The 16,343-nt window shown below is 66.3% G+C and carries 12 protein-coding genes; 2 read left to right on the top strand and 10 right to left on the bottom strand.

The window, feature by feature from the left end; genetic code table 11:
- Positions 1-112: 112 nt before the first annotated feature.
- Complete coding sequence (locus ACOYR4_RS16880) at positions 113-2,335, bottom strand: TonB-dependent siderophore receptor (RefSeq protein ID WP_422847391.1); 2,223 nt, start codon at positions 2,333-2,335, stop codon at positions 113-115.
- Positions 2,336-2,653: 318 nt separating this feature from the next.
- Complete coding sequence (locus ACOYR4_RS16875; protein ID WP_422847390.1) at positions 2,654-3,838, bottom strand: ABC transporter substrate-binding protein; 1,185 nt, start codon at positions 3,836-3,838, stop codon at positions 2,654-2,656.
- Between the two features lie 222 nt (positions 3,839-4,060).
- On the opposite strand from ACOYR4_RS16875, the gene ACOYR4_RS16870 reads away from it, so the two are divergent.
- Positions 4,061-4,543: a DUF4124 domain-containing protein gene (locus tag ACOYR4_RS16870; protein ID WP_422847389.1), complete on the top strand. Its 483-nt coding sequence runs from the start codon at positions 4,061-4,063 to the stop codon at positions 4,541-4,543.
- A 27-nt stretch (positions 4,544-4,570) separates the two neighbouring features.
- On the opposite strand, the gene ACOYR4_RS16865 is transcribed toward ACOYR4_RS16870, so the two are convergent.
- Entirely contained in the window at positions 4,571-5,704 is a 1,134-nt protein-coding gene (locus ACOYR4_RS16865; protein ID WP_015015166.1) for a sterol desaturase family protein, read from the bottom strand.
- 118 nt (positions 5,705-5,822) lie between these two features.
- On the opposite strand from ACOYR4_RS16865, the gene ACOYR4_RS16860 reads away from it, so the two are divergent.
- Entirely contained in the window at positions 5,823-6,311 is a 489-nt protein-coding gene (locus ACOYR4_RS16860; protein ID WP_015015165.1) for an acyl-CoA thioesterase, read from the top strand.
- A 103-nt stretch (positions 6,312-6,414) separates the two neighbouring features.
- On the opposite strand, the gene ACOYR4_RS16855 is transcribed toward ACOYR4_RS16860, so the two are convergent.
- The 7 genes from ACOYR4_RS16855 to nirB all read right to left on the bottom strand — a co-directional run bounded on the left by ACOYR4_RS16855 (position 6,415) and on the right by nirB (position 16,181).
- Positions 6,415-7,119 carry a methyl-accepting chemotaxis protein gene (locus tag ACOYR4_RS16855; RefSeq protein ID WP_422847388.1) on the bottom strand — a complete coding sequence of 235 codons (705 nt, stop codon included), beginning with the start codon at positions 7,117-7,119 and terminating at the stop codon, positions 6,415-6,417.
- A 241-nt stretch (positions 7,120-7,360) separates the two neighbouring features.
- Positions 7,361-8,194 (bottom strand): uroporphyrinogen-III C-methyltransferase, encoded by an 834-nt coding sequence (gene cobA / locus ACOYR4_RS16850; protein ID WP_422847387.1) that lies wholly within the window; start codon positions 8,192-8,194, stop codon positions 7,361-7,363.
- The gene (gene ybiB / locus ACOYR4_RS16845) at positions 8,191-9,114 is read right to left on the bottom strand and encodes a DNA-binding protein YbiB (protein ID WP_422847386.1); all 924 of its coding nucleotides are present in this window, start codon (positions 9,112-9,114) and stop codon (positions 8,191-8,193) included. The genes cobA and ybiB overlap by 4 nt, the downstream gene beginning before the upstream one ends.
- A 329-nt stretch (positions 9,115-9,443) precedes the next feature.
- Positions 9,444-12,305, bottom strand: a complete 2,862-nt coding sequence (locus ACOYR4_RS16840) for a molybdopterin-dependent oxidoreductase (protein ID WP_422847385.1) — start codon at positions 12,303-12,305, stop codon at positions 9,444-9,446.
- A gap of 125 nt (positions 12,306-12,430) precedes the next feature.
- Positions 12,431-12,832 (bottom strand): nitrite reductase small subunit NirD, encoded by a 402-nt coding sequence (gene nirD / locus ACOYR4_RS16835; RefSeq protein ID WP_343736137.1) that lies wholly within the window; start codon positions 12,830-12,832, stop codon positions 12,431-12,433.
- 68 nt (positions 12,833-12,900) lie between these two features.
- The gene (locus ACOYR4_RS16830) at positions 12,901-13,713 is read right to left on the bottom strand and encodes a type IV pili methyl-accepting chemotaxis transducer N-terminal domain-containing protein (protein WP_422847384.1); all 813 of its coding nucleotides are present in this window, start codon (positions 13,711-13,713) and stop codon (positions 12,901-12,903) included.
- Between the two features lie 20 nt (positions 13,714-13,733).
- Complete coding sequence (nirB, locus tag ACOYR4_RS16825; RefSeq protein ID WP_422847383.1) at positions 13,734-16,181, bottom strand: nitrite reductase large subunit NirB; 2,448 nt, start codon at positions 16,179-16,181, stop codon at positions 13,734-13,736.
- Positions 16,182-16,343 lie beyond the last annotated feature (162 nt).

The following is a 16,343-nucleotide window of genomic DNA, read 5'->3' as shown; positions in this document are numbered from 1 at the left end:
AAAGGCGTGATTGTCCCCCGGCTGACCCGGGGCCTGCTCCGCACGGCGCGATGCCGCTGCGGCGCAAGCCCCGGTCGCTCCCTCTCTCCCTCTTGTGTTGCTGGTCGGCCGGTCAGAACGCTGCGCGCAAGGTCACGCTCAGATTGCGCGGGTCGGCATAGTTGCCGTAGTCCAGGTTGGCCCAGTACTTCTGGTTGGTCACGTTGTTCACCGCCAGCGTGGCGCTCACCTTGGGGTTGAACTGCCAGGACGCGCGCAGGTTGAGGATGGCCTTGGGCGACTGCTTCACCGTCACCGTGCCGCTGGGGTGCGGGATGTTGAAGCCCTCGATGGCGCTTTGCCAGGTCAGATTGCCGCCCACCGACAAAGGTGCCAGCGCGCCCGACAGCTGGTAGTCCGTGCCCAGTTGCAGCAGGTAGTCGGGCATGTTGGCGTAGATCAAGTCGGTGGGGGCGCGCGTGACCTTGGCGCGGGTCAGGCCCGCGCTCACTCGCCACTGCCGGGTGGCCATGCCTGCGAACTCCAGCTCGAAGCCGGTGGATTTGGTGCCGTTCACGGCCACGTAGGGCAGGGTGCCGTCGGGCAGCGGCGTGGTGATGGCGCTGTCGCGAATGCCGAAGTTGTCTTGCTTCGTCTGGAACACCGCAAAGTGGGCCTGGATGCGGCGCTCGAACAGCTCGGCCTTGAGGCCGGCCTCGGCATTGCTGCCGATGACGGGCGACAGCGGATTGTTGTTGCGGTCCTTGTAGTTCTGCGGGTTGAAGATGCGCGCGTAGCTGGCGTAGGCCGACAGCGTGGGTGTGATGTCGTACACGGCGCCGATGAAGGGCGTGACCTTGCGGTTCTCGTCCTGAATGGCTGAGCGGCCCGCATAGGCGCCCGTGGTGCCATAGGTGTCGGAGTGGCGGTGCCAGTCGGTCAGCCGCAGGCCGGTGAGCACCGACAGCGGGTCGGCCAAGCGCCAGCGTGCCGAGGCGAACAGGCCCGTCTGCTGCGTGATCTGTGTGCGCCAGGCGCCGGTCTTGGAATACGTGGGCGCGGGCGCGTTGCCATCCCAGGTGTAGATGTTGGGGATCACGTAGCTCCAGCCCGCCACCGAGGTGTAGCCATCGGTGCGCGTGGCGGTGCGGGTGGAGCTCATGCCCACCACCAGGTCGTGCTTGCGGCCGCCCAGTTCGAACTTGCCCGACAGGTAGGCGTCCACCGTGTCCTGCGTTTCGCTGCCGCCGCTCACGGAGGCATACAGGGTCGTGCCTGCGCCAGTCACCGGGTTGATGAAGGGGGCCTGGCTGGTGGTGGCGCCATAGCCGTAGGTGCTCAGGCGGAAGGTGTCGCCCTTGGTGTGGTTCAGTGCGGCCTTCAGGCTCCAGTCGTCGTTGATCTGGTGGTCCAGCGTGGCGTACAGCGTGCCGGAGGTGCGCTCCCACCGTGTCCACGATGGCGAGAAGCTGGTGGAGATCGGCAGGTCGATGGGCACGCCCGTGGTGGCAAAACGCGGGATGGTGCCCCAGATCGGCGCCTTGGGGTCGTTGGACTGGCGCTGGTAGCCCACCGACACCACGGTGGATGGGCCGATGTCGGCCTCTACCGCAGCCAGCAGGGCGGTCTTGTCCTCGGAGTAGCGGTCGCGGAAGCTCTCTTTCTTCTGCGGGGCTACGACCAGGCGGCTGCGCACGCTGCCGTCGCTGTTGAGCGGTGCATTGATGTCCAGCTCGCCCCGGTACAGGTTCCACGACCCGGCGGTGAGCGCTACAGACGCGGCGAACTCGCGCTGCGGGCGCTTGCGGATCATGTTGATGGTGGCCGAGGGCACGCCCACGCCGGTCTGGATGCCGTTGGCACCGCGCACGATGTCGATGCGCTCGTACAGCGCGGTGTCGAACTCCTGGTTGGTGCTGCTGCTGTAGCTGGGCAGGCCGTCGGTCTGGAAGTCGGTGACCTGGAAGCCGCGCGCGTAGTACAGCGGGCGCTGCGTGTCGTAGAAGCTCACGGCAATGCCATTCACGTTGCGCAGCACGCTGTCGATGCTGGTGAGCGACTGGCGCTCGATCTGCGCGCGCGTCACCGTGCTGACGGACTGCGGCGTTTCACGTGGGGTGAGCTGCAGGCGGGTGGATGCGCTCTCGCGCGCGCCCGACACGGTGACGCTGTCCAGCGCCTTGGGCTCCACGATCTGGTCGGTGCGGGTGGCGCCTGCAGGCGAGGTCTCGGTGGTATCTGCGGGTGACCCGGCGGTGGTCTGGGCACTGGCGGTGCCCGCTAGGTTGGCTGCGAGGAAGGCGGCCACCGCCAGCGGATGGAGGGCACAGACAAGGTGTCTGCGGGGTGCGTGCATGAGAGGGCTCCTGGGGGAAATGCGTTGGCAGGCTGGCTGGCAACGCTCCTCCGACGGGATGCACGGCTGGCTGGAATTTGTAAAATTTTAAATACAAATGCGAACTATTCGCAAAAACATGGCAGATATGGCACCCAAGGTGCGGGTTTTTGTTGTTCTGGCAGCACAACTCACCGGGAGGGACGCAGCCCGCTGCACCTAGTAGCCGGGTGGTGCCTTTGCGTGGCGCTGTGGTGGTGACTGCGGCACGGCCACGCTGTGTGCCATGTCCTGCAGACCCGCTGGCGCCGAAGCCGCCAGCGACTGCTGATGCGGCGCTTACTGCCGGTACACCCCGCCCGTGCCCACCACCGCAATGTCCACGTAGTTGGACCCATGGTGGTTCTGCGGGCTGAACTGGTAGCTGAAACCGCCCAGGTCCAGGTTGCCCAGGCCCTCCATGGCCGTGACCAGGCTGGCGCGTGTGACACCGGGGCCTGCGGCGCGCAGGCCTTCGATGAGCACGCGTGCGTCCATGTAGCCGGTATAGCGGTCGTAGTCCGCCGGCTTGTCGTGGCGCTTCATGGAGGCCTGGAAGTCGCGCGTGAGCGCAATGGTGGGCTTGGTGGGGGACGGGCCGGTGCGCGCCACGGCCAGGCCACGCGCGTCGTCGCCCAGCGCCTTGAGCACGGCGCTGCCTGCGCCCAGCGACAAGGTATAGATGGGCACGCCCAGGTGCGCGCGGTTGGCCCGCACATAGGCCACCACGGACGGGCCTGCCGCCACCAGCAGCACGGCCTGCGGCTTTTGTGTGGCCAGGGCCTTGGCAGCAGCGTTCGCGTCTTCACCCGAAGAGGCCAGTGCGTGCGAGCCGGCCAGCGCAGCACCCTCGGCGGCAATCGTCTTTTCCACCAGGGGCAGCAGCAGCTTGCCGAAATCGTTGTTTTCGTAAGCCACGGCGATGCGCGAGGTCTGCACGGCCACCAGGTTGCGCACGATCTTCACCAGCTCGTCGGCATAGCTGGCGCGGGTGGTGAAGAGGTAGGGGTGCTGCTGCGCGCGCACGGCAGGGCTGCCTGTGTACACCGAGATCAGTGGCAGCTTGGCTTGCGCCAGGTAGGGCAGCAGCGTCATGACCTGAGAGGTTCCGGCCACACCAAACAGCGCCAGTACCCCGTCCTTTTCGCTCAGCTGTTTGGCGTTGTCCAGCGCACGGCGGGCGTCAAAGCCATCGTCCAGCGACACCAGCCGGATCTTGCGGCCACCGATGCCGCCCTTGGCATTGACGTCCTCCACAGCGGCCTCCTGCCCCTCGTGGATGGGCGACAGGAACGGCGCCATGCCGCCAGACAGCGCGGTAGATCGGCCAATGAGGACGTCTCCCTTGCCGCCTGCAGTGGACTGTGCGCGCGCTGGAAGGCTGGCCAGGGCGGCGCCACCCGCCAGCGCCAAGACCAGGCTGCGGCGGCGCGCCAGGGGCAGTCGCTGCTCGGCGGGCTCAACATTCACATTCGGGGTAGTCATCACGCGGTGTCTCCTGCTCAGAACGGGCCACAGCGGCCCCAGCGAGCGGCGATGGTAGGAGGGCAGCACGCAGCGTGCGCACCGGGTTTGTACCGGGGAGGCGTCATGTTAGGGACAGGTGCATACCTCCAGCGGCGCTGTCTGCCTCTGCACTCGGCGTTGCCTGCCGGCCGCTCCTCGCATCGCGGTAGCATGCGGCATGGACCTGCCAAGGAAGACACCATGACTTTGATCCGCTACGCCCTTTGTGCCCTGGCGCTGGGCTGCCTGCCCCCGGCGTGGGCCATCAACAAATGCACGGATGCCAACGGCAAGGTGTCGTTCCAGGACGCACCCTGTGTGGGGGAGGGCGAGAAGATCGACGTGCGCCCCACCACCCGTGGCGCCACTCCGGTGCAGCCCTTAGCAGCACCCGTGGGCGAGGGCGCATTTGGCCCCACCTGGCAGCGCAAGAACTACCTGCAGACTCAGGGCATCCCGCAGGCCCGCGCCGCTGTCGAACGCAACCAGCGCGAATGCACCGCCCCGCCCGGCGCCGTAGCGACGGCGGGCCCGCTGCGGCGCGGCAACCTGCCGGCAGGCAATCAGTTTGTGCAGGAGGGCGCGGAAAAAGCCGCCGATGCCAAAGCCGCGTGTGAAGAACGGACCGAGGCTTTGCGCGAGCAACTGCGGGTGCTGGAGCGAGAGCTGGCGGCCATGCCCTGAGACAGCGTCTCAGTCAATGAGGAGCCCTCACCCCTTCCAGGTGAACGGAAACTTGAACTGCTTCACAAAGCCGTTGGGCACGTAGTCGCCCAGCACGCCGTAGTGCTCGGGCCAGAGCTTGGTGCTTTTGACGGCAGTGCCAAACAGGTAGTCCAGAAACGCGAAGTGCGCAGCGTAGTTCTTGTCCAGCGCCTCCTGGTCCTGGCTGTGGTGCCAGTGGTGGAAGTTGGGCGTGACCAGCACGTAGCGCAGCGGCCCCAGGCGCACGCTCACATTGGCGTGGTTGAACACGGCCTGGAAGCCCACCACCACGATGTATGCATCGATCACTTCCTTGCTGAAGCCCAGCACATAGATGGGGGCCAGCACCAACGTGCGGGTGATCAGCAGCTCCAGGATGTGCTGGCGCGAGCCGGCCATCCAGTCCATGCTTTTGACGCTGTGGTGCACGGCGTGCAAGCGCCACAGCAGCGGCACCTCGTGGTAGGCGCGGTGCGTCCAGTACTGCACCAGGTCGGCCACCAGAATGATGAGGAACAGCGCCACCCAGAAGTTCAGGCCCTGCACCCAGCCGCGAATGCCGTCGCTGGCCGCCCAGCCAAAGAACTTGTGCACGATGAGGTTGGTGGCCAACAGCACAAAGCCCACCACCATGTGGTTGACGATGAAGTGGTGAAAGTCCGTCTGCCACTCGGCGCGGAAGATGGGCTGGTCCTTGCGCAGCGCGAACAGCTTCTCGATGAAGATGAAGATCAGCGAGCTGCCCAGCAGGTCGAGGATGAACCAGTCGAGGCCGATGTACGGCGTGTTGTCGGGAAAGTTCGGGTCCACCTCCACCTTGTGGCCGCCCAGCAGCGCAGTGATCGCCACGATGGCAAACGCAAAGGTGGCCAGCCAGCGGGCGCGGTTGAACACAATGTTGACCAGCGAGATGCCGCCCGCAATCGCCATGGCCACCAGCATGATGTTGCGGATCACCGTCACGTCGTAGCTTTTGCGCAGCTGTGGCGTGGTCAGGTACTCGGGAAAGTGAAAGGCCAGCACGCCCAGAAAGCACAGGATGGCCAGCGTGAGCGCAATCACGCCCGACACCAGTCCCTTGCCGGTGCGCAATGCGCCATGGCTTTCGGTGAATTCGTTGAGTTTTTCTAGTTCGATCATCGGTTCCTCCTCGCACCCGATCTGCAGGTGCTGCGCGAGTGTAGCGAAGCCGCCACCCGCAGTGCCAGGGGCTCAACTTGCACGCGACGCAGCGCGCATGGCTTTCTAAAATCGCTGCATGAACATCCCTTCACACCAACTGAGCATGACCGTGCTCATGTCGCCCGACATGGCCAACTTTTCGGGCAACGTGCACGGCGGCGCCATCCTCAAGCTGCTGGACCAGGTGGCGTACTCGTGCGCCAGCCGCTATTCGGGCTGCTACACCGTGACGCTGAGCGTGGACCAGGTGATGTTCTTGCAGCCCATCCACGTGGGCGAGCTGGTGACCTTTCTGGCCAGCGTGAACTACACGGGCAGCTCGTCGATGGAAGTCGGCATCAAGGTGGTGGCCGAAGAGATCCGTTCGCAGGTGGTGCGGCACGTCAACAGCTGCTTCTTCACCATGGTGGCCGTGGACGAGGCGCGCAAGCCCGTGCAGGTGCCCCCACTGACGCCCTCCACCCCCGACGAGCGCCGCCGCTGGGACGCTGCGTTGATGCGCAAGACGCTGCGCAAGGAGCTGGCGCAGCGGTTTCAACAGGTGCGCGAAACCGCCGGGCAGTAGTGCGTTGAGGGGGCGCCTTGAATGGGCGCCTTGAATGGACGCCATCGAAGGCCCTGGGTCCATCGCCCCGGGCCTTCTCTTTTTCTCGCCCACGCTCAGCCGCTCAGGCCGCGCTGCGGCTGCGCCCGGCCAGTGACACGGCCTGCAGGGACAGGCCATCGATCTCGTTGGTGATGCCCGACAGCACATTGGCCACCACCGCAAACTCGCGCCCGTGCTGCCCGGCACGCGCCGCCATCACCTGGGCGTTGAAGCTGACCACCTTGGCCTCGCGCGCCACGGTCTGGATCGAGGCCACGATGCCGGCCAGCTCTTTCATCAAGGTTTCTGACTGCGCCTTGCTCACCTGGTCGAACGCCGTGGTGGCCGTGTTGAGTGCGTCGAGCACACCGTCGGTGGTTTCCACCAAGCGGGCCAGCGCGTCTTCCACGCGCGGGCTCTGGCGCTCGGCCAGGTCCAGCGCTGTGCCGACCTGCTCCGCGAACGCGTCGATGGTGGCGCCCACACCCTGGGGGCCGTGGTAGGCCTTGCGGATGATCTCGGCGCTGGTGGCATCAAGATGGCGCGGCGTGTCCACCAGCCGCGCCTGGCTGTCGGTGAACAGCGTGAGCGAGCTGCGCGCGGCCTTCAGGTGCAGGTCGCTGCCGCGTGCGGCCAGCACGGTTTGCAGCACCATGCGTTGAGACAGCATGCGCTGGCGTGCTGCGATGTTGACGAGTGACATGCCCGCGTCGCGCGAGGAAGCCTGTGCGGAAGACGGCAGCGTGGGCAGGCTGGAGGTGCGTGCAGGGAGGGGAAAGGCTGCCATGGTGCTCCTTGTGCGGGTTGCATTCAGATGCATGCTTTCAAGCAATACCCGGGCCAATGTGCATGCAGGCGCGTGACCCAATGCGGTGCTGTGTAGAGGGAGCCCGTGCTGAATGAAACACGCGACGGCGCAGCGCGTAGACATGCCTTGGAGCGCCTTGTTTTGCGCCCGTGCACAGTGAATGACCGACCTGCGAAGCGGGCAATCGGGCCGGTGGAATTGTGGAGGTCGTTGTGTGTGCTCAGCCCGCGCGCCGGGCCTGCAACGGCGCTGCGTCCGCGTCCTGCACGGCCAGCGCGACGCCGCGCACCACATCGCCCACCACAATCACCGAAGGACTGGCCAGCCCTTCGCGGGTGATGGTGGCGTGCAGCGCGCCCAGGGTGGTGATGGCATGCCGCTGGTGCGGCAGGCTGGCGTGCTGGATGACGGCCACAGGCGTGTCGGCGGGCAGGCCGGTGAGCAGTTCCTGCTCGATGGTGGCGGCGCCGCTCACGCCCATGTAGATGACCAGCGTGAGCTTGGCGTCACGCGCCGTGGCGGCCAGTTGGCGCCAGTCGGTGCCCGCGTCGCCGGGCTTGGCGTGGCCGGTGACAAACACCACGCCATGGGCATGCTCGCGGTGCGTGAGCGGTGCGCCCAGCGAGGTCAGCCCTGCGAGCCCTGCGGTGATGCCGTTGATGACGGTGACCTCAACACCTGCGGCACGCAGGTGCTCCACCTCTTCGCCGCCCCGGCCAAAGATGAACGGGTCGCCGCCCTTGAGGCGCACCACGTTCTCGCCTTCGTTCACGGCCATCAGCATCAGCTTTTCGATGAAGGCCTGGGGTGTGCTCTTGCAGCCGCCGCGCTTGCCCACATAGACGATGCGCGCCGTGGGCGAGGCATGGGCCACGATGGCATCGCTCACCAGGTCATCCACCAGCAGCACCGTGGCCGCCTGGATGGCCTTGAGCGCCTTGAGGGTGAGCAGCTCCGGGTCACCCGGGCCTGCGCCCACCAGCGTGCAACGGCCGCCGGTGCCCAGGTGCGGTGGGGTCGTGGGCGGCGTGGTGGAAGGCGTGGGGCGGGTCATGGGGATGTCTCCGAAGCAGTTTGACCAGCAACGTGCAAGATGTGTTCCACCTGCCGCTTGATGGCGGGTGGAATCGGCAACTCGCCCGCCAGCACCTGGCGTGTGTAGGTGGCCGTGGTGGCCACGTCGATCTCGGCAGGCAGGCCCGGCACCTCGCTGGCCGTGCCCGGTTGCTGTGCCTCCAGCACCGTGTGCTCACCGCGCACAAAGCCGTCGTAGCGCGGCGTGCGGCGCGGGTCGGTAGCGACCTCTCCCTCCAGCCCGCGCGAGAGCAAGGCGTTCATGCCCAACGTGCGGAAGGTGGTCTGCAGCATCTCGAAATATTCGGGGTGTGTGTACGCCGTGACCACCACCGACGGCCCCGCGCACGGGCTCATCAGCTTGACCACGCTGTGCCCCGGGTTGCGCAGGCCCACCACCTCGCGCACGGCCAGCAGGCGCGCCAGCCCCGCGTGCAGGTGCTGGGTGTGGATATGGCGCACCGTGCCGTTTGCTATCTTTTCAGGAACTTGCAGGGCAGGTATTTCTAGCGCATCCAGCACATCCGATGCCAAAACCCGCCGCGCCTCGGTGCGCATGCCGTGCAGCAGCACCGGCAGACCCTCGCGCGCCAGCAGCAGTGCCAGCAGCGGGGTCAGCACCGGCAGCCTGCGGGCGCCGTTGTAGCTGGGCAGCACGATCAGCGGCCGGTCGGTGGCGGGCATCAGGGCCAGGCGCTGGTGCGTGGCATCCAGAAAGCCGCACATCTCTTCGGACGTTTCGCCCTTGATGCGCATGGCCAGGCAGAAGGCGCCGATCTCCAGGTCGGTCACGGCACCGTCCAGCACCTGGCCGAACAGGTCGGCAGCCTGCTCGCGCGACAGCGGCTTGGCGCCGCGCGCGCCGCGTCCGATTTCCTTGATGTACTGGGCGATGGCCATGGTTCTTGGTGGCGGGACTTGTGAAACAGGGCTCTAGTGTGGTGTTGCACGCTATCTGGCACTGCAAACCGTGTCTTTTCGGCCAGGGCTGCGTTGCAAATCCTCGCGATACCTCCGGGTATCGCTGTGGTTTGCGCCTTGCCCTGACCAAAAATCCATCGGTTTTCATGTGCCAGTTAGCGTGCAACACCACACTGGCGTCGTTATCTCGGCTTGCCGTACAGGCGTACTGTCTGCGCCGAAAGCGCCTAGCTGGAGCCCTGTTGCACAAGTCCTGGTGGGGTTTGTTGGTCTGAGGTCTATTTTCCTGCAAGCAAGAGAACTTTTGGTTATATGACGGCCTGCGCGATCGGCTTGGATGCCAGTGGCCACGTGGCCCGCACCATGCGCTTGAGTTCGGGCACACACGAGCCGCAGTTGGTACCGCAGCGCAGTTGGCCCTGTAGCTGGGCCAGCCGGTCATCGTCAGTGCCGTGGCAGTGGGCGAGTTGGGCGGTGATGGCGGCGTCTGTCACGTTGAAGCAGGTGCACACCGGCTTGCCGCGCGACTGCACGGCCACAGGGGCCTTGGCGCCGGGCACCAGCAGCAGGCGGCCGTAGGTCTGTGCAGGAAGCTCTTCCTGCAGCAGGGTCTTGAGCCAGCCTTCGGCGCTGGTGTCGCCAGCGAGCACGATGCCTTCGAGCGTGGTGTTGTCGCCCTGGCGCGCCAGCCGTGCGGCGCGGCGCTGGCCGCGTTTTTTGTCGGCATAACGCAGCGTGTCGGCGCCTGCCATGCCCAGCAGGGCCTCGATCTGTGCAATCAACGCATCGGGCGGTGCCTCGTGGGCGGCGGCGCGCAGCAGCACCCCGGTGCGCTCGCGGCCGGGCTCATCCAGCGGGGTGTTGTTGCTGAAGGGCACGCAGCTGGCAAATGGAAACCGAACCATCAATGCGGACAGGGTTTCGCGCGCAGCCAACGCATCTTCAGCCGGCAACCAGGCCATGGCCAGCAGCGTCCAGGGCAACTCAGCCTTGAGCACCTTGACGGCCGCGTGCTTCAGCTCGGGTTGTTTGGAGGTGGGGCAGAACGCCGAGGTGGTGAGCGCATTCACACCCGCCAGCCGCTCGCCGGTGGAGGACACGCCGCTCAAAAATTCGCTGCCCCAGTGCATCGCCATGAACACCTGCGACAGGCCCAGCGTGGTGTCGGCCTGCACGGGCACCACGATGGAGCCGCGCTTGCTGGTCACGTGCACCAGGTCGCCGCTGGCCAGCTTGCGCCGCTCCATGTCCTGCGGGTGCATCTGCAGGCTGGGTTCGGCCACATGGCCAAACAGACGGCCCAGCGTGCCGGTGCGGGTCATGCCGTGCCATTGGTCGCGCAGCCGGCCCGTGGTCAGGCTGAAGGGGTAGCGCGATTCGCGGGGCTCGGCGGTGGGTTGCCATGCATGCGCGGCAAAACGCGCACGGCCGTCGGCGGTGGGGAAGATGCCATCTTCGTACAGACGGGCCTTGCCGGTGGTGGTGCCGTCAGGCAGCGGCCATTGTTGTGGCCCTTGAGATTCGAGCATCTCCCACGTCAGCCCTGTGATGTCCAGGTCGCGCCCGCGCGTGCTTTCTCGGTGCTCGTTCCACACGGCCTCTGCGCCTGGATCGGCTGCGTCTGTGGCGTAGGGGAACAACGTCGGCGCGCCGGGCCGCAGGCGCGCCTCCAGCTGGTGCGCAAACTGCACCGCAATGGCCCAGTCGTGTCGCGCCAGGCCGGGTGCGGGCACGGCCGTGCGCACGCGCGAGATGCGGCGCTCGCTGTTGGTCACCGTGCCGGTCTTTTCACCCCAGGTGGTGGCGGGCAGCAGCAGGTCGGCAAAGTCGCAGGTGGCGGCCGTGGCAAAGGCTTCTTGCACCACCACAAACTCGGCGCGCTGCAGCGCGCGGCGCACGGTGGCCTGGTCGGGCATGCTCTGCGCGGGGTTGGTACAGGCAATCCACAGGGCCTTGATCTCGCCGTCGGCAGCGGCCTGGAACATCTCCACCGCCGTCTTGCCGGGCTTGGATGGCACATCGGCCACGCCCCACAGCGCGGCGACTTCGGCGCGGTGCTGTGGGTTGGCCAGGTCGCGGTGGGCGCTGAGCAAATTGGCCAGCCCACCCACTTCGCGCCCGCCCATGGCGTTGGGCTGGCCCGTCAGGCTGAAGGGGCCCGCGCCGGGTTTGCCGATCTGCGCGGTGGCCAGGTGCAGGTTGATGAGCGCGGCGTTCTTGGCGGTGCCGCTGCTGCTCTGGTTCAGACCCTGGCAGTACAGGCTGAGCGTGGGTTTGCGAGTGGCGAACCCCTGGCCGTCAAGGCCAGCAAACCACCTTGCGGCGGTGGTCAGGTCGGCCACGCTGATGCCGCAGGTCTGCGCCACGCGTTCGGGTGTGGCGTCGCGCACCAGGGCCTTGAGCTCGTCGAAGCCCGCGGTGTGGGCGGCGATGTAGGCGGTGTCGACCCAGCCCTCCCACAGCATGATGTGCAGCATGCCGTTGAATAGCATCACGTCACTGCCAGGCTGGATGGGCAGGAACAGGTCGGCCATGCCCGCCGTGTCGGTGCGGCGCGGGTCGGCCACGATGACCTTCATGCCCGGGTTGGCGGCGCGTGCGTCTTCGATGCGGCGGAACAGGATGGGGTGCGCCCAGGCCGCATTGCTGCCCACGATGAACAGGCACTGCGCGTGGTTCACGTCGTCGTAGCAGGCGGGCGGCGCGTCGGCACCCAGCGTTTGCTTGTAGCCGGCCACAGCGCTGCTCATGCACAGGCGCGAGTTGGTGTCGATGTTGTTGGTGCCGATCAGGCCCTTGGCGAGCTTGTTGAAGACGTAGTAGTCCTCGGTGAGCAACTGGCCGCTGACGTAGAAGCCCACGGCGTCAGGGCCGTGCTGGGCGATGGTGTGGGCGAACCGGTCGGCCGCCAGCGTCAGTGCGGCATCCCAGGTCACGGGCAGGGCGGCCTCGTTGCGCTGTGCACGTTGCAGGGGGTGCAGCAGGCGGGTTTGCAGGGTGACCGGGCTGGTGGCTGTGAGGTGCAGGGTCGAGCCCTTGGTGCACAGGCGGCCAAAGTTGGCGGGATGGGTGGGGTCGCCGCGCACGCCGGTGATTTGTGCGCCTTCGGATTCGATGATCACGCCGCAGCCTACGCCGCAGTAGGGGCAGGTGGATTTGGTTTCTTGCATGGCGTGTTTTGGGCTGTTTTGGCCTCAGGCGCTAGTGCATGTTGCGCTGTCAGCTATTGTTTTGATAGTTTTTCGTGTCCTCGCCGTGGTGCATGCGGCGCCTGGGGCGCAACACTCTGCACGGCTCACACACCCACCGCCCTGCGCGCGGGCCCGGCGATGGGGCGCGTCAAATCCGTGGCCACCGTTGCCAGCTCGCTCGCGTCCAGGTACACCGCGCCGTCTTCCACCTTCACGGCAAACTTCGGCGTGCAGCCTTCATCGGGCGCCGAGGCCTGGCCGTCGCACAGGCCAATGGTCCAGTTGTGCAAGGGGCACGCCACATGCGTGCCAAACACGATGCCCTGGCTCAGCGGGCCGCCCTTGTGCGGGCAGCGGTCCAGCAGCGCAAACACACCACCGGCGTCGTTGCGGAAGACGGCAACGTCCAGGCCCTGGGGGCGCGCCACGCGGCGCGAGCCCAGCACGGGGATGTCGTCCACCCGGCAGATCAGCTTCCATTCAGGGGTTGGGTTGTTGGTGGTCATGAGAATGGTCCTTGGTGTTGTTGGGTGAGATGTCGGGGGCGCGTGTGGGGCCGTTGCAGGGCAGGCTGTCAGCTGCTGCCCAGTGCGGCATACAGGCCGGTCACGCGGTCCATGCTGGCCAGCAGGTTCTCGCTGCTCACAAACACTTCCGACACCTGGCGGAAGGTGTTGTTGCTGGTGCCCAGGCGCTGCAACGCAGCGTCAAAAAAGACCCACTGGCCGTCGGCCAGCAACAGCTCCTGCCGGATGCGATTGGTGGCCTGCGGCGCGTTGCGCAGCAGCTCGGTGGCGCTGATGAACTCGTCGCGTGCCTTGGCGATCTCGGTGGTGGCGGTGGAGGTGTCCACCCCCAGCATGGCAGACAGGCAGAACTTGGCCATGCGCTGGCTCAGCATGCGCTGGCGCCCCGCCACGTTGACCAGCTTGCCTACGGGCTTGCCCGAGGCGGCTTCGTACTGCACAGTGCCCTGGTGGGCCAGCGCCAGCACCTTGGCGTCGGCCTGCAGCAAGGCGGCAGCGCCGTCGCGCGACGGGCTGGTGCCCAGCAGCGTGGCCTTGTGGTCAGCCCACGCCGATTCCAGCTTCGTGTAGGTGTCGCGGATGGTGGGTGAGGGCGCGTAGGCCTTGAGTTCGCTCAGCTGGCGCTCGAACAGCGCCAGCGACTGGTCCAGCACGGCGCGTGCAGCAGGCGTGTCGGACTTGTGGGCCAGCGCCAGCCAGGCCTTGCCCATGCGCTGGCTCAGCATGCGCTGGCGGCCTGCCTTGTTGATGGCGTCGTTCAGGTCGGTGACCTGGGCCTGGGCGGTGCCCAGCGACATGATGCCCAGGGTGCTCCAGGCCGTGGTGTAGCCGGCGGCGGTCAGCAAGGTGCGGCGTTGCATGGTGTGGGGCTCCGGGCGCTTCAGGCGGCGGTCAGCGGGGCAAACTGGCGCGTGTCCACGGCGGCCTTGTCAAACTCGAACCAGGGGTCGGGCTCGCCGTCCAGCGCAAACTGCAGCTGCTCCCACAGCGCCTTGCGGCCTTCGTGGTCTTCCAGAATGCGCTTTTTCACATAGTCCAGGCCCACGCGGCTCACGTAGTGCACGGTGCGCTCCAGGTACCAGCCTTCCTGGCGGTACAGCTCGCAGAACGCGCCGGTGTATTCCAGCACTTCCTCGGCGGTTTTCAGCTTGGTGAAGAAGTGCGCCACCTCGGTCTTGATGCCGCCGTTGCCGGCCACGTACATCTCCCAGCCGCTGTCCACGCCGATGATGCCCACGTCCTTGATGCCGGCCTCGGCGCAATTGCGCGGGCAGCCGCTCACCGCAAACTTGACCTTGTGCGGGGCGTACATGCGCCACATGGCGCGCTCCAGGTCCTTGCCCATCTGCGTGCTGTCTTGCGTGCCCATGCGGCACCACTCGCTGCCCACGCAGGTCTTCACCGTGCGCAGCGCCTTGGCGTAGGCGTGGCCGCTGGGCATGCCAATGTCCTTCCACACGTTGACCAGGTCTTCCTTCTTCACGCCCAAGAGGTCAATGCGCTGGCCGCCCGTGACCTTGACGGTGGGGATGTTGTACTTGTCCACCGCATCGGCAATGCGGCGCAGCTCGTCGGCCGTGGTCTCGCCGCCCCACATGCGGGGGATGACGCTGTAGGTGCCGTCTTTTTGGATGTTGGCGTGGCTGCGCTCGTTGATGGCGCGGCTTTGCGGGTCGTCCTTGGCGTCCTTGGGCCAGGTGCTGATGAGGTAGTAGTTGACGGCAGGGCGGCAGCTGGCGCAGCCGTTGGGTGTCTTCCACTCCATGAACTTGAACACATCGCCAATGCTCAGCAGCTTGTTGGCGCGGATCGCGTCGCGCACCGCCTGGTGGCCGTGGTCGGTGCAGCCGCACATGGCCTTGGTCTTGGGCGTGGCGCTGTAGTCGCCACCGGCAGTGAACATGATGATCTGCTCGACCAGGCCCGTGCACGAGCCGCAAGATGCACTGGCCTTGGTGTGCTTGCGCACTTCATCCAGCGTGAACAGGCCCTTGTCCTTGATGGCCTTGCAGATGGCGCCCTTGGTCACGCCGTTGCAGCCGCAGACCTCGTCGCTGTCCTGCATGGCGGCGGCCTTGCTCTGGCCCTGGTGGCCGGTGTCGCCCAGGTGCGATTCGCCAAACATCAGCTTGTCGCGGATGTCGCTCACGCTGCGGCCGTCACGCAGCAGCTTGAAGTACCAGCTGCCGTCCACGGTGTCGCCATACAGGCAGGCGCCCACCAGCTTGTCGTCTTTGATGACCAGCTTTTTGTACACGCCGCCAAAGGGGTCGCTCATCACGATCTCTTCGGTGTTCTCGCCGCCCTGGAAGTCGCCCGCTGAAAAAAGGTCGATGCCCGTCACCTTGAGTTTGGTGGAGGTGAGCGAGCCCTGGTAGCGGCCAATGCCGAACTCGGCCAGGTGGTTGGCCAGCACCTTGCCCTGCTCGAACAGCGGGGCCACCAGGCCATAGGCAATGCCCCGGTGCGCGGCGCATTCGCCCACGGCGTAGATGCGCGCGTCGGTGGTGGTTTGCAGCGTGTCGCTCACGACAATGCCGCGGTTCACGTGCAGGCGCATCTTTTCTGCCAGCGCGGTGTTGGGGCGAATGCCCACGGCCATCACCACCAGGTCGGCGGGCACCTCGGTGCCGTCCTTGAACTTGACGGCGCTCACGCGGCCTTCCGCGTTGCCCACCAGCTCCTGGGTTTGCGCACCCATCAAGAAGCGCATGCCACGGTCTTCCAGCGACTTCTGCAGCATCTTGCCCGCCACGTCATCGAGCTGGCGCTCCATCAGCGAGGGCATCACGTGCACCACGCTCACGGTCATGCCGCGCTTCATGAGGCCGTTGGCGGCCTCCAGGCCCAGCAGGCCGCCACCGATGACGACGGCGTGCTTGTAGGTGGCGGCGGCGTCGATCATGGCCTGTGTGTCGGCGATGTCGCGGTAGGCCAGCACACCCTTCAGGTCTTTGCCGGGCACGGGCAGGATGAAGGGGTTGGAGCCCGTGGCCATGATGAGGCGGTCGTACTCGGCGGTGATCACATCGCCGTCCTTGCTGCTTGCGCTCACCACGCGGCGCACGCGGTCCACATCGGTCACGGTGAAACCGGTGTGCAGCGTGATGTGGTTGTCGGCGTACCACTGCCAGTCGTTGAGGATGATCTCGTCGATGGTCTGCTCGCCAGCCAGCACCGGCGACAGCAGAATGCGGTTGTAGTTGGGGTGCGGCTCGGCCCCGAAGACCGTGATGTCATACAGATCGGGGGCAATCTTGAGCAGCTCTTCCAGCGTGCGCACACCGGCCATGCCGTTCCCCACCATCACCAGTTTGAGCTTTTTCATCGTGACTCCGTCGGTTCCATCGCCTGGGCGATGCCAAAAACAAAAAAGGCGTCCACACGATGCAGCTCCGACCTTCCATCGAAACCGCATGTGGGGACGCCTTCGTCCATACAACCCCTTGGTGCGCCGTTGCACCGCTGAATTGCGTGGCCCCGTGGGGCC

It is taken from the genome of Acidovorax sp. M14, from assembly GCF_049331375.1.
Taxonomy (GTDB): Bacteria; Pseudomonadota; Gammaproteobacteria; order Burkholderiales; family Burkholderiaceae_C; genus Acidovorax.
The sequence above is the reverse complement of the archived record's forward strand: the minus strand, read 5'-3'. Positions and strand labels throughout refer to the sequence as shown.